Genomic DNA, 23,123 nt, shown 5'->3' with positions numbered 1-23,123 from the left:
CGTGGATGCCGCGCAGATCGGGTTCGCGTCGCTCCAGATCGCGACCCTCGCCCTCATCCTCGTCCTGCTGTACCGCCCCGTCGGCGACTACATCGCCCGTGTCTACAGCTCGCCCCGCGACTTCGCGATCGAACGGGGCGCCTACCGGCTGATCGGGGTGGACCCCCGAGCCGAGCAGACCTGGCAGGCCTACGCCCGCGGCGTTCTCCTGTTCTCGCTGGTGGGCGTCGTGATCGTCTACGGGCTGCAGCGCATCCAGCCGCTCCTGCCGTTCAGTCTCGACCTGCCCGCACCGAGCGAGCACCTCTCGTTCAACACCGCGATCTCGTTCGTGTCCAACACGAACTGGCAGTCGTACTCGCCCGATGTCACCCTCGGTTACACCGTGCAGTTCGCCGGTCTGGCCGTGCAGAACTTCGTCTCCGCCGCGGTCGGCATGGCCGTCGCGATCGCCCTCGTCCGCGGCTTCGCCTACCGCCGCTCCGGCACGATCGGCAACTTCTGGGTCGACCTCGTGCGCGGGCTCGGCCGCATCCTGCTGCCCCTGTCGATCGTCGCGGCCGTCGTACTGCTCGCGGGCGGCGTCATCCAGAACTTCGCGGGCTTCACCGACGTGCAGACCATCGCCGGCGGCGCGCAGTCGATCCCGGGCGGCCCCGTCGCGAGCCAGGAAGCCATCAAGCTCCTCGGCACGAACGGCGGCGGTTTCTTCAACGCGAACTCCGCCCACCCGTTCGAGAACCCGACGCCGTGGACGAACCTGTTCGAGGTGCTGCTGATGCTCGTCATCCCGTTCGCGATGCCGCGCGCGTTCGGCCGCATCGTCGGCGACGACCGCCAGGGCTACACGATCGTCGCCGTCATGGCGGGCATCTTCGTCGTCTCGCTGGCCCTCGGCACCTGGGCGGAGGTCGCGGGCGGCGGCACCGCCACCCAGCTCGCGGGCGCCGCGATGGAGGGCAAGGAGACGCGCTTCGGCATCGGCGCCTCGACGCTCTTCTCGGCGACCTCGACCCTCACCTCGACGGGCGCCGTCAACGCGATGCACGACAGCTACACCCCCCTGGGCGGGATGCTGCCGATGCTCAACATGATGCTCGGCGAGATCGCCCCGGGCGGCGTCGGCTCGGGCCTGTACGGGATGCTGGTGCTCGCGATCCTCGCCGTCTTCGTCGGCGGCCTGCTGATCGGGCGCACCCCGGAGTACCTCGGCAAGAAGATCGGGCCCCGCGAGATCAAGCTCGCGAGCCTCTACATCCTCGTGACGCCGACGCTCGTGCTCGCCGGAACGGCGCTGAGCTTCGCGATCCCGGCCGTGCGCGCCGACGTCGAGGGCACCTCGATCTGGAACCCGGGTGTCCACGGCCTGAGCGAGCTCCTGTACGCGTTCACCTCCGCGGCGAACAACAACGGCTCCGCGTTCGCCGGCCTCACGGCCAACACCCCGTGGCTGAACACCGCCCTCGGTATCGCGATGCTGCTCGGCCGCTTCGTCCCGATCGTGCTCGTGCTCGCCCTCGCCGGATCCCTCGCCGCGCAGGACACGGTGCCGTCGAGCGCCGGCACCCTGCCGACGCACCGCCCGCAGTTCGCGGGTCTGCTCGCGGGCGTCGTCGTCATCATCACCGCGCTCACCTACTTCCCGGTCCTCACCCTGGGCCCCCTCGCCGAAGGACTCTCCTGATGTCTGCCCCTCTGACCGAAACGCGCCCGTCGTCCGGCCGCCCGTCGACCGAACCGGACGCGACCGCCGCGTCGCACCGTCGCGGCGTCTTCAGGCTCGAGCAGGTGGGCGCGGCCGTGCCGGGCGCCCTGCGCAAGCTCAACCCCGCCGCACAGTGGCGCAACCCGGTGATGTTCCTCGTGTGGGTGGGCGCCGCGCTCACCACGGCGATCGCGATCGCGGAGCCGTTCCTGGGCGGTCCCGAGACGTCGGGCGGCACGACCGTCCCGGGCGGGTTCACGTGGGGCATCGCGATCTGGCTCTGGTTGACCGTGCTCTTCGCGAACGTCGCCGAGTCGGTCGCCGAGGGCCGCGGCAAGGCGCAGGCGCAGGCGCTCCGCGCGACGCGCACCACCACGACCGCGCGCCGGGTCGTCTCCTACGACCCCCGGACGGACGCCGCCGCCCGCGGCACCGCCACCGAGGACGTGGCCTCCGCCGACCTCCGGCTCGGTGACGTCGTCCTGGTCGAGGCCGGCGAGCTGATCCCCGGCGACGGCGACATCGTGGACGGCATCGCGACGGTCGACGAGTCGGCGATCACCGGCGAATCGGCACCCGTGGTCCGCGAATCCGGCGGCGACCGGAGCGCCGTGACCGGCGGCACCCGGGTGCTCTCGGACCGCATCGTCGTGACGATCACCTCGAAGCCGGGCGAGACGTTCGTCGACCGGATGATCGCCCTCGTCGAGGGTGCCGCGCGTCAGCGGACGCCGAACGAGATCGCCCTCAATATCCTGCTCGCGAGCCTGTCGATCGTGTTCGTCGTGGTCGTGCTGGTCATGAATCCGATCGCCTCGTACAGCGCGTCGCCCGTCAGCATCCCGGTGCTCGTCGCCCTCCTGGTCTGCCTCATCCCCACCACGATCGGCGCGCTGCTTTCGGCGATCGGGATCGCGGGCATGGACCGCCTCGTGCAGCGGAACGTGCTGGCGATGTCGGGGCGCGCCGTCGAGGCCGCCGGCGACGTGACGACCCTGCTGCTCGACAAGACCGGCACGATCACCTACGGCAACCGGCGCGCGTCGGAGTTCGTCACCATGACCGGTGTCGACGCGGCCGACCTCGCCCGCGCGGCATCCCTCTCGTCGCTGTCCGACCCGACGCCCGAGGGCACGTCGGTCGTCGAGCTGGCGGCCGCGCGCCATGTCGTCGCCGAACTCCCGCGCGACGCCGTCGCGGTGCCCTTCACGGCGCAGACGCGTATGAGCGGCGTCGACCTGCCCGACGGCACGCAGGTGCGCAAGGGCGCCTCCGGGTCGGTGCTGGCCTGGCTCGACGCGTCAGCGCGCCCGGTCTCGGCAGAGGCCCGAGCCGAGCTGCTGCACAACGCCGACGCGATCGCACAATCCGGCGGCACGCCGCTGGCCGTCGCGACCCTCGACCCGTCGGGCACCGGAACACTGCTCGGCGTCATCCACCTGAAGGACGTCGTCAAGGACGGGCTGCGCGAGCGCTTCGACGAGCTGCGCTCGATGGGTATCCGCACCGTCATGATCACCGGCGACAACCCGCTCACCGCGGCCGCGATCGCGAGGGAGGCGGGGGTCGACGACTTCCTCGCCGAGGCGACGCCCGAGGACAAGCTCGCCCTCATCCGCAAGGAGCAGGAGGGCGGTCACCTCGTCGCGATGACGGGCGACGGCACGAACGACGCCCCCGCCCTCGCGCAGGCGGACGTCGGCGTGGCGATGAACACGGGCACGTCGGCGGCGAAGGAGGCCGGCAACATGGTCGACCTCGACTCGGATCCGACGAAGCTCATCGACATCGTCCGCATCGGCAAGCAGCTGCTCATCACGCGCGGCGCCCTGACGACGTTTTCGCTCGCGAACGACATCGCCAAGTACTTCGCGATCATCCCGGCGATGTTCATGGGGGTGTTCCCCGGGCTCGCAGCGCTCAACGTCATGCAGCTGTCGTCGCCGGCATCCGCCGTCACGAGCGCGATCGTCTTCAACGCGATCGTCATCATCGCGCTCATCCCGCTCGCGCTCCGCGGCGTGAAGTACCGCGCGGCCAGCGCCTCGTCGATCCTCAGCCGCAACCTCGTCGTGTACGGCCTCGGCGGCGTCGTGGCCCCGTTCGTCGGCATCAAGCTGATCGACCTCGTCGTCAGCCTCATCCCGGGCTTCTGAGCCCCGACTGGAGTCTTCTCATGTCCACGGTCCGCGCCTCGTTGCGCACCTCCGCCGTCGCCGTCCGCGCGATGCTCGTCTTCACCCTCGTCCTCGGCGTCGGATACACCCTGGTGATCTCGCTCGTCGGCCTCGCGCTGCCGGCGCAGGCCGGCGGATCGCTGCTGCGCGATCCGCAGGGCCAGGTCGTCGGCTCGTCCCTCATCGGGCAGTCGTTCACGGATGCCGACGGCGCGGCGCTGCCGCAGTACTTCCAGTCGCGCCCCTCGGCGGCCGGCGACGGCTACGACGCGGCGGCGTCGAGCGGCTCGAACCTCGGCCCGAACAACGCCGACCTCGTCGCCGCGATCGAGGAGCGCCGCACCGCGATCGCCGACCGCGAGGGCGTCGACGTCGCCGACGTGCCCGCGGATGCCGTCACCGCCTCGGCCTCGGGCCTCGACCCGCACATCTCGCCCGCCTACGCCGAGCTGCAGGTCGCGCGGGTCGCGGCCGAGCGCGGGCTCTCGGAGGCGGAGGTGCACGACCTCGTCGCCGAGCACACGGCGGGTCGTGACCTGGGGTTCCTGGGCGAGCCGCGGGTGAACGTCGTCGAGCTGAACGCCGACCTGGACGCTCTCGCGCCGTGACCCGGCCCGGCGTCGCCGCGACGACGGCATCCCCGGCATCCGGTCCTGGCCGCGATGCAAGGGATGCTGCGCGGCGCGCCGGAGCGACGGCCCCGCAACGGGGTGTCGCGGCCGATCTCTTGCATCGCGGCACACGGGCGCCGGGCGAGCCGAGCACGGGAGAACTAGGGTGATGCCGTGAGGCGGGGACGGCTGCGGGTGCTGCTGGGTGCGGCACCGGGCGTGGGAAAGACCTACGAGATGCTCGAAGAGGGCCGTCGCCTGCTCGAGGCGGGGGTCGACGTCGTCGTCGCGATCGTCGAGACCCACGGCCGGGCCGCGACCGCCGCGATGACCACCGGCCTGCCGCTCGTGCCGCGCCGTCGCCTCGAGCACCGGGGCGTCACCCTCGACGAGATGGACCTCGAGGCCGTGCTGGCCCGGGCTCCGCGCGTCGCGCTCGTCGACGAGCTCGCGCACACCAACGTCGGCGGCTCGCGCAACGAGAAGCGCTGGCAGGACGTCGAATCGCTGCGGGATGCCGGCATCGACGTCATCACGACCGTCAACGTCCAGCACATCGAGTCGCTCGGCGACGTCGTCGAGCAGATCACCGGAGTCGCCCAGCGCGAGACCGTGCCGGATGCCGTCGTGCGATCGGCCGACCCGATCGAGCTCGTCGACCTCGCCCCGCCATCGCTCCGCGACCGCCTCGCCGCCGGGCTGGTCTATCCCGCCGAGCGCATCGACGCCGCCCTCTCGAACTACTTCCGGCTCGGCAACCTCACCGCCCTGCGCGAGCTCGCGCTGCTGTGGCTCGCCGACGAGGTCGACAGCGCCCTGCAGGACTATCGCGCCGAGCACGGCATCCGGGGCACGTGGCAGGCGCGCGAGCGCGTCGTCGTCGCGCTCACCGGCGGCCCCGAGGGCGAGACGCTCATCCGCCGCGGCGCGCGCATCGTCGATCGGTCGGCCGGCGGCGAACTGCTGGCTGTGCACGTGTCGGGGCAGGACGGCCTGCGCACCGCCGACCCGGCGGCCCTCGCCGCGCAGCGCGCGCTCGTCGAGTCGCTGGGCGGGAGTTACCACCAGGTCGTCGGCGACGACATCCCCGTCGCTCTCGTCGAGTTCGCGCGATCGGTCAACGCGTCGCAGCTCGTCGTCGGCGTCAGCCGGCGCGGCCGACTCGCGGCGGCGCTGAGCGGGCCGGGCATCGGTGCGACGGTGATCCGGGAGTCCGGCGACATCGACGTGCATATCGTCACCCATGCCGCCGCCGGCGGGCGGTTCACCCTGCCGCGCGTCGCCGGCGGCGCGCTCAGCGTGCGGCGACGCGTGCTGGGCTTCGCGGTGGCACTGACCGGCGGGCCGCTGCTGACCTGGCTGCTCGTCGCTCTCCGCAGCCCCGAGTCCATCACGAGCGACGTGCTCGCCTACCAGCTGCTCGTCGTCGTGGTGGCTCTCGTCGGCGGGCTCTGGCCCGCCGTCTTCGCGGCGGTCATGTCGGGCGTCACACTCGACTTCTTCTTCGTCGCGCCGCTGTACACCGTGACCGTCGCCGACCCCCTGCACACGTGGGCGCTCGTGCTCTACGTCGTGATTGCGCTGCTCGTGAGCGTGATCGTCGACCGGGCGGCACGCGGCACCCGCGCGGCGCGGCGGGCGGCGGCCGAGGCCGAGCTGCTGGCCGCCGTGGCCGGCAGCGTGCTGCGTGGTGACGGCTCCGTCCCCGCGCTCGTCGCGCGTGCCCGCGAGGCGTTCGGGATGTCGGGGGCGCGCCTGCTCGCGACCGACGGCACGGTCATCGCGGCCGACGGCGAGCCGGTGCGCGACGACCGCCATCTGCGGGTCGATGTCGGGGACCGCGGCGTGCTCGAGCTGCACGGCAGCGAGTCGGGGCAGCTCGACGGCTCGGAACGGCGCCTGCTCGACGTCGTCGTCGCTCAGCTCGGCGCCGCTCTCGAGCAGGCCGACCTGCAGCGCACCGCGAGCACCGCGAGCGTGCTGGCCGAGACCGATCGGGTGCGCAGCGCCCTGCTGTCGGCGGCGAGCCACGATCTGCGTCGGCCCCTCGCCGCGGCGGTCGCGGCGCTCGGCGGGCTTCGGGCGGCGGGTCCCGCACTCGGCGAGGCGGATCGGGCGGAGCTGCTCGAGACCGCCGACGAGAGCCTGGGCACCCTCACCGCGCTCGTCACCGACCTGCTCGACGTCAGCCGCATCGAGGCCGGCGCCCTCGCCGTCGCCCTGCGCCCCGTCGACGCCGCCGATGCCGTGCTGGCCGCTGTCGACGAGCTGGGCGTCGGGCCGGGTGCCGTCGAGCTCGCCCTCGACGACACGATCGGGCCGCTGTCGGCGGATCCCGTGCTGCTGCAGCGCGTCATCGTGAACGTCCTCGCCAACGCGCACCGGCACGCTCCCGCCGGCGCACCGGTCCGCATCAGCACGAGCGCGCTGGGCGGGCGGGCCCAGATCCGGGTCATCGACCACGGGCCCGGAATCCCCGTCGAGCGGCACGGCGACGTCTTCGCCCCGTTCCAGCGTCTCGGCGACACCGACAACACCACGGGCCTCGGGCTCGGCCTCGCGCTCTCGAAGGGCTTCACCGAGGGGATGCGGGGTGCGCTCCTGCCCGAGCAGACCCCCGGCGGCGGACTCACCATGGTGATCGAGCTGCCCCTCGCGACGGCGCCCGGGCACGAGAGGATCGACGGGTGAAGATCCTCCTGGCCGACGACGATCCTCAGCTCGTGCGTGCGCTGCGCATCACGCTCGCGGCGCACGGCTACGACATCGTCGCCGCCGCCGACGGCGCGGGGGCCATCGCGGCGGCGGCATCCGAGCATCCCGACGTCATCGTGCTCGATCTCGGGATGCCGCGTCTCGACGGCGTCGCGGTCATCGAGGCCGTGCGCGGGTGGAGCGAGGTGCCGATCATCGTCGTGTCGGGTCGCACCGGTTCCGCCGACAAGGTGACGGCGCTCGACGCGGGAGCCGACGACTACGTCACCAAGCCGTTCCAGATCGACGAGCTGCTCGCGCGTCTGCGCGCCCTGACGCGGCGCGCGGCCGGCACGGCGTCCGTTCCGCTGGTGCGATTCGGCGATGTCGAGATCGATCGCGCCGCCAAGACGGTGACGCAAGCGGGCGAGCGCGTTCACCTCACCCCCACGGAGTGGCGGATGCTCGACTTCCTGGCGCGCAGCCCCGGGGCGCTCGTGACCCGGCAGGACCTGCTGAAGGAGCTGTGGGGCACCGAGCAGGTCAACGACACGGGCTACCTGCGGCTCTACGTGTCGCAGCTGCGCAAGAAGCTCGAGGTCGATCCCGCGCATCCGGAGCGCCTGCTGACCGAGTCGGGGATGGGGTACCGACTCGTCGTCGACTGACGGCGCGCGCTGCCCGAGAAGAACGGCAGGTTACGTCGCCCTGGGAACCCCCTGACCGTTCCAAACCGCTGACTTCCCCGCACCGGATCACCCATCGTGCGGAGAGATATCGAGACTGAGACGACGAGGGCCACCCGGCCCCGCACCGTGGAGCCCCCGCGGACCGCTCCCCGCACGGGCACCGACCCCGCTGCGCAGCCCCGGCCCGCCGGATCACGGCTGATCGGCCAGCTCGCCAGCTTCGGCCTCGTCGGCGGGCTCGCGTTCATCGTCGATCTGGTCGTCTACAACACCGTGCGGGCGACCGTCCTGCAGGACTCCCCCATCTGGTCCAAGGTCGTCAGCGTGGCCGTGGCCACGGCCTTCGCCTGGTTGGGCAACCGCTACCTGACCTTCCGGCGCGACCGCTCCCCGCACGCCGTCCGCGAAGGCATCCTCTTCGCCGTCGTCAACGTCGTGGGCCTGCTGATCGCCGCCGGCTGCCTCTTCGTCTCGCACTACGTGCTCGGCTTCACTTCGCAGCTCGCCGACAACATCTCGGGCAACGGGGTGGGTCTCGTGCTCGGAACAGCCTTCCGGTTCGCCGCATACCGGTGGCTCGTCTTCTCCCCGCGTTCGCGCACTCTGCGCCTGCCGCATCCCGCTCGTCGAACCGTCCGTCCGGACACCGGAGGTCCCTCGTGATCCCTCTTGACCGCATCGTCATCGCCGGAGCCCAGCCCGACCCCGGCCCCACCCCCGACCCGCTGCTCACCCCCGTCGCGCCCGCCCCCGGACAGCCGTCGGTGGGCGAAGTCGACGTTCCCGCCCCGATCGATTCCAGCGTCCCGGCGGACGCCGACGGCCTGATGGCCTGGTCCGTGGGCGAGTGGTTCGGCTACAGCGGAGTGATCCTGCTGGCCCTCCTCCTCACCGCCGTGGCGGCGACCACCCTCTGGTGGATGCTGCACGCATGGCGCTCGGCGGCGGATCTCCGGGCCACGCAGTTCAGCTCGTCCCCGCGCCCCGCGCGTCATCGTTTCACCCTGCTGGTGCCCGGGCGGCACGAGGAGGAGGTCATGGGCCAGACCCTCGACCGCCTCGCCCAGCAGGACCACCCCGACTTCGAGATCATCGCGATCGTCGGACACGACGATCCCGGCACCGAACTCGTCGTGCGGGAGGCCGCCGCGCGTCACCCGCACCTCATCAAGGTCGTCGTCGACGACAGCGTGCCCAAGAACAAGCCCAAGGCACTGAACCGTGCGCTGGCCATCGCGACCGGCGACGTCGTGGGTGTGTTCGACGCCGAAGACGAGGTCCACCCCGGCCTCCTCACCGTCGTCGACTCGAAGTTCCAGGAGACCGGGGCCGACGTCGTGCAGGGCGGCGTGCAGCTCATGAACTTCGAGACGAGCTGGTGGTCGCTGCGGAATGTCCTGGAGTACTACTTCTGGTTCCGCTCCCGACTGCATTTCCACGCACGCTCCAAGTTCATCCCCCTCGGCGGCAACACGGTCTTCGTCACCCGCGATCGTCTCGAATGGTCGCAAGGCTGGGACGACCAATGCCTCGCCGAGGACTGCGAACTCGGCGTCCGCCTCTCGAGCGACGGCGCGAACGTCGTCGTCGCCTACAACCCGGAGTACGTGACCCGCGAAGAGACCCCGCCGACGCTCATGTCGCTATACAAGCAGCGAACGCGCTGGAACCAGGGATTCCTGCAGGTGCTCGGCAAGGGCGAATGGAAGAAGCTCCCCACCCTCCGCCAGCGCATGTACGCGCGGTACCTGCTCAACATGCCGTTCATCCAGGCGGCGACGGGTGTGCTGATCCCGATCTCGATCGCGTTCATCCTCCTGGTCAAGGTGCCGACCGCCGTCGCCCTCGTGACGTTCCTCCCGCTGCTGCCCACCGTCATCACGCTGGTGGTCGAGGCGGCCGGGCTCACCGAGTTCGGGCGGGTCTACGGGAAGAAGGTCCGCGTCCGCGACTACGTCAAGCTCGTCCTCGGTCTCGTGCCGTACCAGATCTTCCTCGCGGCAGCCGCCGTCCGCTCGGTCGTCCGCCAGCTGCGCGGTGACGGCAGCTGGGAGAAGACCGAGCACACGGGAGCGCACCGCGACGCACCCGCATCCCCCGCCGCCGCGGACACGGCTGCGCCCGCATCCCCGGCGCTGATCGCCGCCTCTGCCTCGGAGGAGAACAAATGACCTCGACACTCGACCGCTCACCGGCGGTACCGGTCTCGACGCCCACCGATGACGGAGGCACCGGCGACACCGCCGGCATCCGCCCCGTGTCGCCGTGGCGCGCTCGTCTCACCGACCTCGCCTGGCTGCTCCCCGCCGTGGTCGTCGGACTGATCGTCAACCTCGTCAACCTCGCGGGTTCGCCGCAGCGCATCGACGACGAGGGCACCTACACCGCGCAGGCCTGGGCCATCGGCAACCTCGGCGAGCTGACCCACTACACGTACTGGTACGACCACCCGCCCCTCGGATGGATCCAGATCGCCGGGTACGCGGCGCTCACCGGCGCGTGGGACCGCTACGACGTCGCCGTCATCGCGGCACGCGAGGCCGTGATGGCGGCCACCGTGGTCGCGGCGATCCTGCTGTGGTTCGTCGTCCGGCGCATCGGTTTCGTGCGCCCCACGGCCTCGGTCGCGGTCGTCCTCTTCCTGCTGTCGCCGCTCGCCGTCCAGTTCCACCGACAGGTCTACCTCGACAACATCGCGACGGCCTGGCTCCTCGCCGCGCTGCTGCTGGGCATGAGCCGCAACAAGCAGCTGCTCGGATACATCGGCGCGGCGGCCGCATTCGGCATCGCCGTGCTCACGAAGGAGACGTATCTGCTGGCGCTGCCGCTGCTGGCCTGGTTCATGTGGCGCGGCGCCGACCGCACCACGCGCCGGTACACGCTGTCCGTGGCGTCGTCGGTGCTCGCACTGCTGGGTCTCACGTACGTCGCGTTCGCCCTCGTCAAGGGCGAGGTCATGCCGGGCCCCGGCCGAGTGAGCCTCTTCGAAGGGCTCGCCTTCCAGCTGGCATCCCGCGAGGGCAGCGGGTCGCTGCTCGATCCCGAGAGCCTCATGTCCCGCACCGTCGGGATGTGGTGGCAGCTCGACTCGGTCCTGATCGTCGCCGGCCTCGCCGCCGCGGTCGCCGCGCTGTTCGTCCGGCGGCTGCGGCCCTGGGCCGTCGCACTGCTCGCGCTCACGGCGTTCATGTTCCGGGGCGGCTATCTGCCCGTGCCCTACGTCATCATGATGCTGCCGTTCGCCGCCATCGTCATCGCGGGCATCGGCCAGGTCGCCGTCGAACGGCTCCGGTCCCGCAGCGGACGGCATCCGGTGCTCTCACGCATCGGCGGGGCGGGGATCGCCGCAGCGCTCGTCGTCGCGATGGTCGCCGCCGTCCCGCTGTGGACGACGCAGCTGCGCGGCTTCCTGCTCGCAGACCTCGATCGCCCGCTGCGCGATGCCGAGACCTGGATGGTCGAGAACGCCTCGGGCGATGCCCGCATCCTCGTCGACGACGCGATGTGGGTGGACCTGGTCGACGAAGGGTTCCGCCGCGAGAACGTCGTCTGGTACTACAAGGCCGACACCGACTCCGACGTCCAGGCGCTCGCTCCCAACGGATGGCGCGACTACGACTACGTCGTCACCACCGACTCCATGCGCACCTTCCCGACCGAGTTCCCGACGGTCCGCCAGGCGATCGACAACAGCGTGGTGGTGGCGTCGTTCGGCGAGGGCACGCAGCAGGTCGAGGTCCGGTACATCGACCGCGATCAGTCCGGTCTCGCGCAGGCAGCCGACGACGGCCTGTACGCGGCGCGTTCTCTCGCCGGGCAGCAGCTCCTCACCAACCCCGATGTCGGTGTGCCCGTCGAGGAGCAGGACCTCATGACAGCCGGCGTCGTCGACGGTCGCATCCTGCTGTCCCTCGCGCAGATCGCCGCGACGGGCCGTATCGACATCGCCGACATCGCCCAGCTCGAGGGCGATCCCTCCGGCGTCTACCGGCAGCTGGTCATCAGCTCGTTCGCCGGAGAGGACGCCCGGGGACGTGCCGCGGGGTCGGACGCGGCACTGCGATTCTTCACCTCGCTCACCGGCTCGCTCGCCCCGCTGTCCGTGGAGCGCAGCGACGCGGGTCTCGTCGTGACCTTCTCGCCCGTCGAGCCCACCGAACTCCTGCCGCGCCCCGCGGCCTGAGACCCTCCCCCCGCGCCGGGCGGCACCTCCCGGCCCAACCCCGAAGAAAGGATCATCATGATTCGTCACACTTCGCACCTCGACCCGAACGCCCGCACCGCCGGGCGAGGCATCCGCGGGCTGGCTGTCGTCGCCGCCGCAGCCATCCCCTTCGCCATCAGCATCGCCGTCGCCCCCGCCGCATCCGCGGCCGTTCCCGCTGAACCCGGGGGCTGGGCCCGCGTCGCGCACCTCTCGCCCGACACGAAGTCCGTCGACGTGCAGATGACCGCGCTCGCCGGCGGTGCCGTCGTGTACGAGCTCGACGATGTCGCCTACGGTGCGGTGAGCTCGTACATCCCGCTCGCCGAGGGGACGTACGTCGTCTCGATGGTGCCGTCGGATGCGGCAGACGATGCCGAGCCGATCGTCCAGCAGTCCGTCGACGTCGCAGCGGGCGGCCCCGTCACGGTCGCGGCGTACGGCGTCAACGCCGACCTCCAGACCGTCGTCTTCGAGGACGACCTCTCGGCCCCGGCCGCGGGGGAGGCGCGCGTGCGCGTCATCCAGGCGTCGACCGTCGAGCCGACGGTGAGCGTCGACACCGCACAGGGCCGGCCCATCGCGCGCGACGTCCCGACCGGTTCGGCCACGGATTACGCCGCCGTCGCGGCGGGGTCGTGGAACCTCGAGCTCGCCGGCGCCGACGACGTGTCGACCGCGGCAGTGGACCTGCCCGCGGGCTCGGTCTCGACCCTCTTCGTGCTCGACACCTCGTCGGGAGCTCTGACGGCCACGGCGGTCACCGATTCCGCCACCCTCGCCGACATGCCCGTCGGAGGCATCGAGACCGGCGGCGGCGGCGCCGCGCGCAGCGAGACCGCACCGACCGGCATCTTCGTGGGAGCCGCTGCACTGCTCGCGGCTGCCGTCGTCACGACCGCGGCTGTGCGGCGCCGCGGAGCGCGGGACACCGCCTGATGCGGGCGCCGCGCTTCCTCGCGGCTGCCGCATCGGGCGCCGCGATCGCACTGGCGGTGACGGCGTGCTCCGGGCCGGTCACCGACGGCGCCGCATCCGATACCGGCGCGACGGTGGCGGCCGACGCGTTCCTCGATACCTACGTGGACGGGGGGCGTGTCGTCCGCACCGACCAGGGCGGCGACACGGTCAGCGAAGGCCAGGCGTACGGCCTGCTGCTCGCCGTCGTCGCCGACGACGAAGCCCGATTCGACGAGATCTGGGACTGGACCACCGACAACCTCCAGCGCGACGACCTGCTGCTCGCCTGGCGCTGGGAAGACGGGGCGGTCGTCGACGACGAGCCGGCATCCGACGCCGACCTCGACGCCGCGCGCGCCCTCGTCCTGGCCGGCGACGCCTTCGGCCGCGACGATCTGTCGGCCGACGGACTCGCCCTCGGCGACGCGCTGCTCGAGGAGATGACGGCGACGACCGATCTCGGACGGATCCTCCTCCCGGGCACGTGGGCGACGGCATCGCCGCACGCGTACAACCCGTCCTACGCATCGCCCGCGGCCTACGCGGTGCTGGCGGACGCGTCGGGCGACGAGCGCTGGGACGAGCTCGCCGAGGGCAGTCGCGCCGCCACCGAGGCACTGCTGGACGCGAACGCGCTCCCGACGAACTGGGCGACGGTCGCGACCGACGGGTCGGTGGCCATCGCCGGCGCAGCGGACGGTACGGGCGAGCCGGGCTTCGGATACGACGCCGCCCGCGCACCGATCCGGTACGCCGAGTCCTGCGACGCCGCCGACGCCGAGCTCGCGGCGACGATGGCGACGGCGTTCCCGGGCGACGACGTGCTGCCTGCCGAGCTCGACTCGGGTTCGGGTGCCGTGACGACGGATCAGCACCCTGTCGCCTACGCGGCGCGTGCGGCCGCCTATGCCGCGGCGGGGCGCACCGACGATGCCGGCGCCGATCTCGGGCGGATGAGAGACACCGCCGCGCGAACGCCGACATACTACGGCGACGCCTGGAACGCCCTCGCCGAGGCGATGCTGACCGATGACGCCCTCGCGGGCTGTCCCCCGCTCGGGCCGTCGTCGAGCTCGGCGACGGGAGCGTCGTCGAGCTCGAGTGCGGGCGCGTTCCAGGATCCGGTGCCGGCGGAGGCCGCCTCGGACGCGGTCCCCGTGCACGTGTCGATCCCGGCCATCGGCCTCGAATCCGACCTCATCGGGCTGGGGCGCGGCGCGGACGGCTGGATCGAGGCGCCCGCCGACTACAACGACGTCGGGTGGTACGAGGACGGGGTCGTTCCGGGCGAGGTCGGACCCGCCGTCATCGCCGCCCACGTCGATTCACCGACCGCCCCGGCGATCTTCCACAACCTCCCCCGGCTGCGCCCCGGTGACACCGTCTCGGTGTCCCGCAGCGACGGGTCCGTGGCCGAATTCGTCGTCACGAGCATGCAGAGCGTGAAGAAGCACGGATTCCCCACCGAATCGATCTATGCGCCGGTACCTACGCCGGAGCTCCGCCTCGTCACCTGCGGCGGACCGATCAGCTCCGAGACCGGCCTGTACGAGGACAACATCGTCGTCACCGCGATCGCCGCCTGAAACCTGCCCGAACCGCCCCGAACCGCCCCGAACCGCCCGAATCGTTGCCACCCGAATGGAGATCGTCCAGATGAACGCAGCGCTGACCATCGTCCCCACCTACAACGAGGTCGAGAACATCGAGGGGATCGTCGACCGCGTCCTCGCCGTCGGGGTCTCCGACGTGCTCATCGTCGACGATTCCTCGCCCGACGGCACCGGAGATCTCGCGGACCGTCTCGCATCCCGGCACGCGAGCGTGCACGTCCTCCACCGCACCGCGAAGGACGGCCTGGGGCGCGCGTATCTCGCGGGCTTCGCCTGGGGCCGCGAGCGCGGGTACGACGTCCTCGTCGAAATGGATGCGGACGGATCGCACCAGCCGGAATCCCTGCCCGTCATGCTCAGCGAGCTGCGGTCCGCCGACATCGTGCTCGGCTCCCGCTGGTTGCCGGGCGGCAGCGTCGTCAACTGGCCGTTCCACCGCAAGGTGCTGAGCATCGGAGGCAACGTCTACGCTCGCCTCGCCCTCGGCATCGACATCCGCGACGCCACCGGCGGCTACCGCGCGTACCGCACGGAGGCCCTCGAGGCGATCGGCTTGGACTCCGTCGAGTCGCACGGGTACTGCTTCCAGCTCGATCTGCTCTGGCGCGGCCTCGAGCGCGGGCTGCACGTGGTCGAGGTGCCGATCACCTTCATCGAACGCGAACGGGGCGAGAGCAAGATGAGTGGGAACATCGTCCGCGAGTCACTGTGGAAGGTGAGCGTCTGGGGCGTCCGCCGGCGGGTGAGCGCCCTGCGCGAACTCGTCGTCCACCACCGCCGGCTTCCCTCCGTCCGGGCCAACACGCGCCGGCTCGCTCCGGCCTGAGAGACGTGACCGGCCGTTTCGGATCCGAGCGCGCGGCTCGTCGAGACCGAGATCCGTCTCGATCTCGACGCAGCCGCGCTGCACGTTCAGCTGACGGTCCGCTGCTCGAACAGGCCGGTCAATCGACGACGTGGAAGCTCGTCGAGCTGCAGTAATTGAAGCCGCAGCTCGTGTAATCGACGCGCACGCGCTTTTCCTGCCAATAGGCCTGCTCGATGGCCTGTGAGGGTGCGAAACCGGCACAGGCGATGCTGATCGGATACGGGATGGGGGCGACTGCGCAGAGCGAGCCGAGATCGTTCATGCCCGTGTACATCCGCTCGACCTCGGCATGCGAGACGTAGAGCGAGTGGGTGGTGTTCGCCGGTGCCACCGCGGCCGACGCCTGCTGAGCTTCGGCCTCCGAGGCCGAAGCGGGCGACGCGACGATGACGGAAGCGGCCAGGAGGCCAGCACCGAGACCCGTTGCAATCTTCTTTGTGAGGGACATTCTCTCTCCTTCGAGTAAATTGCCGACCGGGATGATCCGAGCGGAATTACGTCCCGGTGCATTGACGGTCATTTCACGTTACATATCGCCCGCGACCGCGTGAACCAGCTCACGACAAAATGAGTGATTAATCATCTTCGGCAGGGTGAGATCGTCAGGCATCCCTTCGTCGTAGGCGCGGCGCGTGCGAGCCCCGATGGAGCAGGCTTCGGGTTCCCGCCGCCGCCCTGTAGATTAAATATAAGAAATCCAGTCGGAGGAGGATCGGGATGCTGTACAAGCGCGTGTACGAGTCGTTGCGTCTGGCGATCACCAACGGCACCTACCCGGTCGGCGAGCGTCTGCCCTCCGAGGCCGAGCTGTCGAAGCAGTTCGACGTCAGCGCGATCACGGTCAAGCGGGCGCTCGAGCTGCTGCGCAGCGAGGGGATGATCATGCGCCGTCCGCGCATCGGGACCGTGGTGACGAGCGCCACGGCGACGACCGTGCCGCCCGCGGGATCGGACGTCTCCACCCGACTCCTGGGCTGCGTCCTGACGAGCTTCGACGACACCTTCGGCAACAAGATCATCGAAGGAGTCCTCGCCGCGGCGGGCGCCGACACGCACGTCATCTTCAAGCGGTCGGGCGGCGACCTCGCCGAGGAGGACGCGTGCATCCGCGCGCTCGTCGATGCGGGAGTCGAGGGGCTCGTACTGCTGCCGAGCTCGTCGGAGTACATACCGCCCGCGGCCCTCGAGCTCGTCGCGCGGCGTTTCCCGCTCGTCATCCTCGACCGCCTGTTCGACGGGATCCCCGTGTCGGCCGTCTGCTCGGACAACCTCGGTGGGGGCCGTGCGGCGACGGAGCATCTGCTCGAGCTCGGGCACCGCACCGTGGGCTTCGTGGGACCGTCGAGCCACGTGTCGTCGAGCGACGACCGCCGGAACGGGTACATCCACGCCCACGCCATGAACCATCTGCCGCTGGAGAACCGTGCGGAGCTGCAGACGCTCGAGTCGACGGTGCCCGGCAGCACCGACACCGTCGAGGACGACATCGAGCGGCTCATCGCGTTCGTCGGGGAGCATCCCGACATCACCGGCTACGTGGCGGCCGAGTACAACATCGCACTCATGCTGCGCGAGGCCTGCGCGCGGCTCGGGCTCAGCGTCCCGGGTGACGTGTCGGTGGTCTGCTTCGACCACCCCGACGCCTTCTTCGACACCGGACTGTTCCGCTTCACCCACATCCGCCAGGCGCAGACCGAGCTCGGCTCCCGCGGGATCGCGGCGCTGCAGCAGCAGATCGCGAAGCCTCTCACCGTGGACAAGGTCGTGCTCGCCACCGAGCTGGTGCCGGGCGCGTCGACGGCGCCCCCTCGCACGTGAGGGGACGCCGTCGGTTGCCGAGCCGCGTCGGACGCCGCGCGTCAGGCGCCGGTGGCCGAGCGGGATGCGGTGGCTGAGCCCGCCCCCACCGGTTCGCCCCTGCCTCCGGCGGCCTCGAGCCGCGCCCGCTGCTCGGTCGCGAAGATCGCGCTGACCGCGGTCGAATAGGGGATCCACTCCCCCGCCGGCTCCGACCAGTCGTTGCCGGGGCGCAGCATGCCGTCGACGACTCCGGTGCGCCAGAGCGCATCCGTGCTCGCCCGCAGGAAGCCCTCGAGCAGCGCCCGTTCGTCGGCGAAGTCCGGCTCGTCGACGAGGACCGCGAGCACCTCCCCGAGATAGCGGTAGTACACGCCCTTGAACAGGCCTTCGTCGCCGCCGTCGCCCTCGTCGCGGAACACCGAGCCGTCGCTCAGCTCGCGAACGGCGGTGACGGCGGTCTGCACCGCCCGCTCGAGCATCGAACGGTCGCCCGTGACGCGGAAGAGCTCGAGCGCCGCCCCCGCGTACAGACCCTGGTTGTAGGTGAAGCGCCACTGCGTGTCGACCGCACCGTCGTCGTTCCGATTGACGCCGTCCTCGACGAACCCGTCGGGCCCGACGAGGTTCGCCGTGAGCCAGTTGAAGGCGCGACGGGCGTAATCGAGCTGGTCGCCGGACGCGTCGAGCGCATGCAGCCGCGCGCCGAGGATGACGAGCGGACCGTTGGCCGGCGTGTTCTTGTAGGCCAGCTGCTGCTTCCGCCACGCGAGGCTCCACCCGAGGGTCTCGTTCCAGCCGTGCTCGACGACGTGGTCCCAGATCGCGCGGGCGTCGTCGAGGTGACGCTGATCGCCGGTCGCGGCGTGGAGCCGCTCGAGTGCGAGCGCGAACCAGAGCATGTCGTCGAAGTAGTCGTTGAACAGCGAGCCGCCGTTGCGTTCGACGATGTTGTCGCGGGCGGCGACGGCCGCTTCGAGCCAGCGGGCCTCCCCCGTCCGCAGCCACGCGTCGATGCGGGCGTCGATGACGTGCGCCAGCCACCAGTAGTTGAACACCGCGGTGTCGCCGCGGTCGTGCGGGTGGCTGTTCGCGAGGAACTGGATGCCGGGGACGCCGAAGAAGTGGTCGAGGCTCTCCTGGGCGACATCCGCTCGGGACGTCCACGCGGTCGCGGCGGGACGGGTCATGCGTGCTCTTCTCTCTGGGTGGGGATGCCGGCGGCTTCGCGAGCCGAGGTGCGGGCCGGGCGCGTCATCGGTTCTGCGCGAGGATCTGGTCGCCCTGCTCCTGCGCATCCTTCAGCGCCTGCTCGGCGGAGATCTCGCCCGACATGAAGCGCTCGAGCGCGGGCACGAGAGCCTTGCCCTCGACGTCGGAGAAGCCCTGGACGTTCGGCCGAGCGCCGGCGTAGTTCATGGTCTCGATGAAGGCCGCGTAGTGCTCGTCCTCGGTGAAGTAGGGGTCGTTCGCGGCCTCGATGTTCGCCGGGATCCACCCGGAGATCTCTCCGAAGGCGACGCCGTTCTCGGCCTCGGTCGTCCACCACTTCATGAACTCCCACGCCCCTTCGGCGTTCTTGGCGCCTTCGGGGATGACGAGCCCGAAGCCGCCCATGTACGCGCCGGTGCCGCCGTCGGGGCCGGCGGGGGGCTGTGCGACGCCGTAGGTCAGCCCGTCGACCTTGTCGAGGGTCGACAGCGCCCAGGGGCCGTCGAGCTTCATCGCGGTGCGCCCCTCGGCGAACGCGTCGCCCGTGTCACCGAAGCCCTGCGAGTACACGCCGTCATCGAGCAGGCTCTGCCAGAACTCGAGCACCTCCAGACCTTCAGGACTATTGAAGGCGGTCTTTGTCTCGTCGTCGTTGAGCAGCTCACCCCCCGCCTGCGCGAGGTACATGCTGAACAGCCCGGGGTCGCTCAGGTCGAAGCCCGACTGCACGAGCTTGCTGCCGTCGCGCAGGGTGAGCGCCTGGGCGGCCGCCCGGAGCTCGTCCCAAGTCGTCGGCGCCGCAACGCCGGCGTCGTCGAGCAGCGCCCGGTTGTAGACGAGCGAGCGGTTGTCGACGAGCAGGGGCAGGCCGTAGAGCTTGTCGTCGACCTCCATCTCGCCGAGCGCCGGCTCGTAGAAGACGCCGGTGTCGACGGAGTCCTCGGCGACGAAGTCGTCGATCGGGGCGAGAGCCCCCTTGGGGGCGTAGAGCGAGGTCTGATAGCGGTCCCACAGCACGATGTCGGGCACCTGGCCGCCGGCGAGCGCGGTGAGCAGCTTCTCCTCGACGAGCTCCTGCGGCACGTAGCTGACCTCGTAGTCGTCCTGCGACTCGTTGAAGCGGGCGGCCTGGGCCTCGAGCTGGGCGACCTGGTCGCCCGACCACGAGCCCCACATGACGACGGGCGCGGGTCCGTCGCCGCCGCTGCCGGCATCGGAGCCGCCGCAGCCGGCGAGGGTGACGGTCAGGGTCGCGACGCCCAGCAGGGCGAGCGAGCGCACGGTGTTCTTCATCGGAATCTCCTGTGATCGGATGGTGTGGTTGCGGGTGGGAGAGTGTCGTCTACTTGGTGCCGACGTGCGCGACGCCCTCGATGATGTATCGCTGGGCGAAGAGGAACACGAGCAGCACGGGGAGGCTCGCGACCACGGTGCCGGCCATGAGCGGCCCGAACGCGGTCTCGTAGTTGTTGACGAACGAGGCGAGCCCGACCTGGACCGTCATCATGTCCTGGCTGCCCAGGACGATGAGCGGCCACAGGAAGTTGTTCCATCCCGCCTGGAAGCTGATGATGCCGAGCACGGCGAGCCCGGCCTTCGCGAGCGGGAAGTAGATGAGCGCGAAGATGCGGAACTCGCCGGCGCCGTCGATGCGCGCCGCCTCGCCGAGCTCGTCGGGCAGGGTCTCGAAGAACTGCTTCATGAAGAAGACCGCGAACGCGCCGGCGGCGCCCGGGATGATGACGGCCCAGTAGGTGTTGATGAGGCCGAGACCGCCCTGCCCCAGGATGTCGTTGCCGCCCGCGAACGGGATGGCGCGCAGGATCAGGAACGACGGGATCATCGTGATGATCCCCGGGATCATGAGCGACGACAGGAACACGGCGAACACCGCCGTACGGCCGCGGAACCGCAGCTTGGCGAGGGCGTAGCCGCCCAGCGCGCCGAAGAAGATGTTCGTCGCCGCGCCGCCGATGCCGAGCACCAGCGAGTTCACGAAGTACCGCCCGAAGGGCACCTCGTCGAAGACGCGGACATAGTTCTCGAGGGTGGGGTTGTCGGGGATGAGGGACAGTGCTCCGGAGAGGATCTCGGTGGCCGGCTTGAGCGAGGTGGATATCGTCCAGACGAGCGGTGCGACCGTGACGATGCTGACGAGGATCACCCCGACGTACCACGCGACCGTGCCGGCGCGCTGGCGCGGCGTGCGGGGGCGCGAGACGGGGGCGGCGCCGACCGGCGTGCGCGCCGCGAGCGCGGTCTGGACGGCGCTGCCGCCGTCGACGGAGCCGTCGAGGGTGTTCGTCATCGGACGCCTCCCCGATTCGTGAGTCGTGCGTTCACCAGGGAGAACACGAGGATGATGAGGAAGAGGATGAACGACAGCGCCGAGGCGTAGCCCATCTCGAGGGCGCCGAAGCCCTTGTTGTAGATGTAATAGACCATCGTCACGGTGGAGTTGCCCGGCCCGCCCTTGGTGAGGACGTAGGCCTGGTCGAAGACCTGGAACGCGCCGATGATCAGCAGCGTCGAGACGAGGAACGTGGTCCGGGTCAGCGACGGCAGAGTGACGTATCGGAACTGCTGCCAGGCGTTCGCGCCGTCGAGACGAGCGGCCTCGTACAGCTCGCCGGGAACGCCCTGCAGCCCGCCGAGGAAGATGATCATGTTGGCGCCGAAGCCGGCCCACACGCTCATCATGACGATCGCGATCATCGCCCACTGCGATTCGTACAGCCACGCGGGGCCGTCGATGCCGAACCAGCTCAGCACGACGTTGAGCAGACCGTTCTGCGGGTTCAGCATCCAGAACCAGATCGTCGCGGTCGCCACCGTCGACGCCACGACGGGGATGTAGAAGAGCGTGCGGAAGATGCGCACCGCCCGCTGCCGCCGGTTGAGAAGCAGGGCCGTGCCGAGCGCGACGACGAGACCCGCCGGCACGTACAGCACGGTGTAGTACGCGGTGTTGCGCAGCGCGATCCAGAAGAACGGGTCGACGGCGATCTCGGCGTAGTTCTGCAGGCCGAGCCAGTCGAAGTCTCCGACGATGGCGTAGTCGGTCAGGCTCAGCACGAGCGCGATCGCGATGGGCAGCGCCATGAAGACGAGGAAGAGCACACCCGGCACCAGCAGGAACAGCCAGGCGCTCCGGGTCATCTGCCGCGCCGACGGATTGCCGGGGCGGTGCGCGCGACGAGGGGCGGGTGCCTGTTCGGCCGAGCTCGGCCGCACGGCGGTCGACGCGCTCATGACCGCCGCGCCCCGGCGACGGCGCCCCGGGTCAGCACGCGCAGACCCGCGAGGTCGAGCACGAACTCGCAGAACATCGCGTTCGCCCACGAGAACCACTCGCGGGTGAAGGTCGCGGGATCGGTCGCGAGGAACGACTCGTGCATGAGCCCGGTGCCGGCATCGGTGTCGAGGAGCAACCGCAGGATGCGGGCGCGTTCGCCCTCGTCGGCGGTCGTGAGGCCCTCGATGCACAGGCCGATGGGCCAGATGTGACCCGCCGGCGTATGCGGGCTGCCGAGCCCGCGCACCTCTCCCCCGCCCGGCAGGATGCCGCGCACGAAGGTGGGGTTGGCATCGCTCAGGATGAAGCGGCGGGTCGCGAGGTATCGGTCGTCGTCCGGCCCGCACCATCCGACGAGCGGGAGCGACAGCAGGCTCGGAACGTTCGCGTCGTCGAGGAGCAGCACCCCGCCGCGACCGTCGACCTCGTAGGCGTACAGCTCGCCGTGCTCGGCGTCGGCGACGAGGCCGTGCTCGGCGACACCGCGCTCGATGTCGTCCCGCAGCTCGCGAGCTGCGCGGGCGAGCTCGGGGTCGGCGAGCACATCCTCGGCGATGTCGGCGATGTGACCGAGCTCGACGGCGGCGAACATGTTGCCGGGCACGTTGTACCCGTACGCGCACGCGTCGTCGCTCGGGCGGAACGCCGACCAGGTCATCCCCGTGGGCGCGGTCTCCGGGCCGAGGCCCTCGCGCACGAGGGTGTCGCTCGGCGGGCAGTCGAACCGCTGGAACCGGTACGGCGACGCCGCCTCATGATCCTGTTCGACACGCCACAGCGCGATGATGCGCCGCGCAGCCTCGGCGAAGTCGGCGTCGAGGTGATCGGTCCGGCCCGACACCGCCCAGAGGTCGTGCGCGAGCTGGATCGGGTAGCAGAGCGAGTCGACCTCGTACTTGCGCTCCCACACCCAGGGCGAGCCGTCCGTGAGGTCGTCCTGGTGACCGTTGCCGTTCGGCTCGGCGTTGAAGGCATTCGCGTACGGGTCGACGAGGACGAAGGCGATCTGCCGATGCGAGACGGCGGCGATCATGTCGGAGATCGCGGCATCCTCGGCGGCGAAGTGCAGGTATGGCGCGAGCTGTGCCGTCGAGTCGCGCAGCCACATGGCGGGGATGTCGCCGGTGAGCATGAAGAGCGTTCCGTCGGGCATCGGCGTGAGGGTCGTGCCGAGGGTGTTCTCGAAGCACCGCTCGAAGACGTCGGCGACCTCGTCGTCGAGGCGCTCCCGCACTCGGTCGGTGACGGAACGGATGAATGCCGAATGCACGTGAGCCACGTTGCTCCTCGGGTGGTGT

At 70.7% G+C, this 23,123-nt stretch carries 18 protein-coding genes; 12 read left to right on the top strand and 6 right to left on the bottom strand.

Annotated features, from left to right (window positions below):
• Position 1: 1 nt before the first annotated feature.
• From kdpA to BLT21_RS10000, 11 genes are all read left to right on the top strand, one after another.
• On the top strand, positions 2–1,684 hold the full coding sequence (gene kdpA, locus BLT21_RS10050) for a potassium-transporting ATPase subunit KdpA (RefSeq protein WP_091501601.1): 1,683 nt from the start codon (positions 2–4) through the stop codon (positions 1,682–1,684).
• Complete coding sequence (kdpB, locus tag BLT21_RS10045) at positions 1,684–3,861, top strand: potassium-transporting ATPase subunit KdpB (RefSeq protein WP_091501599.1); 2,178 nt, start codon at positions 1,684–1,686, stop codon at positions 3,859–3,861. Before kdpA ends, kdpB begins: the two co-directional genes overlap by 1 nt.
• Positions 3,862–3,881: 20 nt before the next feature.
• A complete protein-coding gene (gene kdpC / locus BLT21_RS10040; protein WP_091501597.1) occupies positions 3,882–4,490 on the top strand; it encodes a potassium-transporting ATPase subunit KdpC in 609 nt (202 codons plus the stop codon).
• 177 nt (positions 4,491–4,667) lie between these two features.
• Positions 4,668–7,184, top strand: a complete 2,517-nt coding sequence (locus tag BLT21_RS10035) for a sensor histidine kinase (protein ID WP_091501595.1) — start codon at positions 4,668–4,670, stop codon at positions 7,182–7,184.
• Entirely contained in the window at positions 7,181–7,855 is a 675-nt protein-coding gene (locus BLT21_RS10030) for a response regulator (RefSeq protein WP_091501593.1), read from the top strand. Before BLT21_RS10035 ends, BLT21_RS10030 begins: the two co-directional genes overlap by 4 nt.
• Before the next feature lie 147 nt (positions 7,856–8,002).
• A complete protein-coding gene (locus BLT21_RS10025) occupies positions 8,003–8,539 on the top strand; it encodes a GtrA family protein (RefSeq protein WP_176786871.1) in 537 nt (178 codons plus the stop codon).
• Positions 8,536–10,047, top strand: a complete 1,512-nt coding sequence (locus BLT21_RS10020; RefSeq protein WP_256336019.1) for a glycosyltransferase family 2 protein — start codon at positions 8,536–8,538, stop codon at positions 10,045–10,047. The genes BLT21_RS10025 and BLT21_RS10020 overlap by 4 nt, the downstream gene beginning before the upstream one ends.
• On the top strand, positions 10,044–12,059 hold the full coding sequence (locus BLT21_RS10015; protein WP_091501591.1) for a glycosyltransferase family 39 protein: 2,016 nt from the start codon (positions 10,044–10,046) through the stop codon (positions 12,057–12,059). The genes BLT21_RS10020 and BLT21_RS10015 overlap by 4 nt, the downstream gene beginning before the upstream one ends.
• 57 nt (positions 12,060–12,116) lie before the next feature.
• Positions 12,117–13,019: a DUF4397 domain-containing protein gene (locus BLT21_RS10010; RefSeq protein WP_091501589.1), complete on the top strand. Its 903-nt coding sequence runs from the start codon at positions 12,117–12,119 to the stop codon at positions 13,017–13,019.
• Positions 13,019–14,626 (top strand): class F sortase, encoded by a 1,608-nt coding sequence (locus BLT21_RS10005; protein ID WP_091501587.1) that lies wholly within the window; start codon positions 13,019–13,021, stop codon positions 14,624–14,626. Before BLT21_RS10010 ends, BLT21_RS10005 begins: the two co-directional genes overlap by 1 nt.
• A gap of 55 nt (positions 14,627–14,681) precedes the next feature.
• Positions 14,682–15,479: a polyprenol monophosphomannose synthase gene (locus BLT21_RS10000; RefSeq protein WP_091501585.1), complete on the top strand. Its 798-nt coding sequence runs from the start codon at positions 14,682–14,684 to the stop codon at positions 15,477–15,479.
• A gap of 118 nt (positions 15,480–15,597) precedes the next feature.
• Here the strand turns inward: BLT21_RS10000 and BLT21_RS09995 are convergent, their stop codons facing one another.
• A complete protein-coding gene (locus tag BLT21_RS09995; RefSeq protein ID WP_143024969.1) occupies positions 15,598–16,041 on the bottom strand; it encodes a hypothetical protein in 444 nt (147 codons plus the stop codon).
• A 197-nt stretch (positions 16,042–16,238) separates the two neighbouring features.
• On the opposite strand from BLT21_RS09995, the gene BLT21_RS09990 reads away from it, so the two are divergent.
• Positions 16,239–17,339 (top strand): GntR family transcriptional regulator, encoded by a 1,101-nt coding sequence (locus BLT21_RS09990; RefSeq protein ID WP_091501582.1) that lies wholly within the window; start codon positions 16,239–16,241, stop codon positions 17,337–17,339.
• 41 nt (positions 17,340–17,380) lie between these two features.
• Here BLT21_RS09990 and BLT21_RS09985 read toward each other — a convergent pair whose 3' ends face one another.
• The 5 genes from BLT21_RS09985 to BLT21_RS09965 all read right to left on the bottom strand — a co-directional run bounded on the left by BLT21_RS09985 (position 17,381) and on the right by BLT21_RS09965 (position 23,104).
• Positions 17,381–18,508 carry a glycoside hydrolase family 76 protein gene (locus BLT21_RS09985; RefSeq protein WP_176786870.1) on the bottom strand — a complete coding sequence of 376 codons (1,128 nt, stop codon included), beginning with the start codon at positions 18,506–18,508 and terminating at the stop codon, positions 17,381–17,383.
• A gap of 64 nt (positions 18,509–18,572) precedes the next feature.
• Positions 18,573–19,823, bottom strand: coding sequence for an ABC transporter substrate-binding protein (locus BLT21_RS09980; protein WP_091501578.1), 1,251 nt, complete (start codon positions 19,821–19,823; stop codon positions 18,573–18,575).
• 49 nt (positions 19,824–19,872) lie between these two features.
• Positions 19,873–20,838: a carbohydrate ABC transporter permease gene (locus BLT21_RS09975; protein ID WP_091501576.1), complete on the bottom strand. Its 966-nt coding sequence runs from the start codon at positions 20,836–20,838 to the stop codon at positions 19,873–19,875.
• Complete coding sequence (locus BLT21_RS09970; RefSeq protein WP_218125786.1) at positions 20,835–21,782, bottom strand: carbohydrate ABC transporter permease; 948 nt, start codon at positions 21,780–21,782, stop codon at positions 20,835–20,837. The genes BLT21_RS09975 and BLT21_RS09970 overlap by 4 nt, the downstream gene beginning before the upstream one ends.
• Positions 21,779–23,104 carry a glycoside hydrolase family 125 protein gene (locus tag BLT21_RS09965; protein WP_218125784.1) on the bottom strand — a complete coding sequence of 442 codons (1,326 nt, stop codon included), beginning with the start codon at positions 23,102–23,104 and terminating at the stop codon, positions 21,779–21,781. The genes BLT21_RS09970 and BLT21_RS09965 overlap by 4 nt, the downstream gene beginning before the upstream one ends.
• Positions 23,105–23,123 lie beyond the last annotated feature (19 nt).

Origin of the sequence: Microbacterium sp. cf332 (genome assembly GCF_900102175.1) — a bacterium.
Classification (GTDB): Bacteria; Actinomycetota; Actinomycetes; order Actinomycetales; family Microbacteriaceae; genus Microbacterium.
The sequence above is the reverse complement of the archived record's forward strand: the minus strand, read 5'-3'. Positions and strand labels throughout refer to the sequence as shown.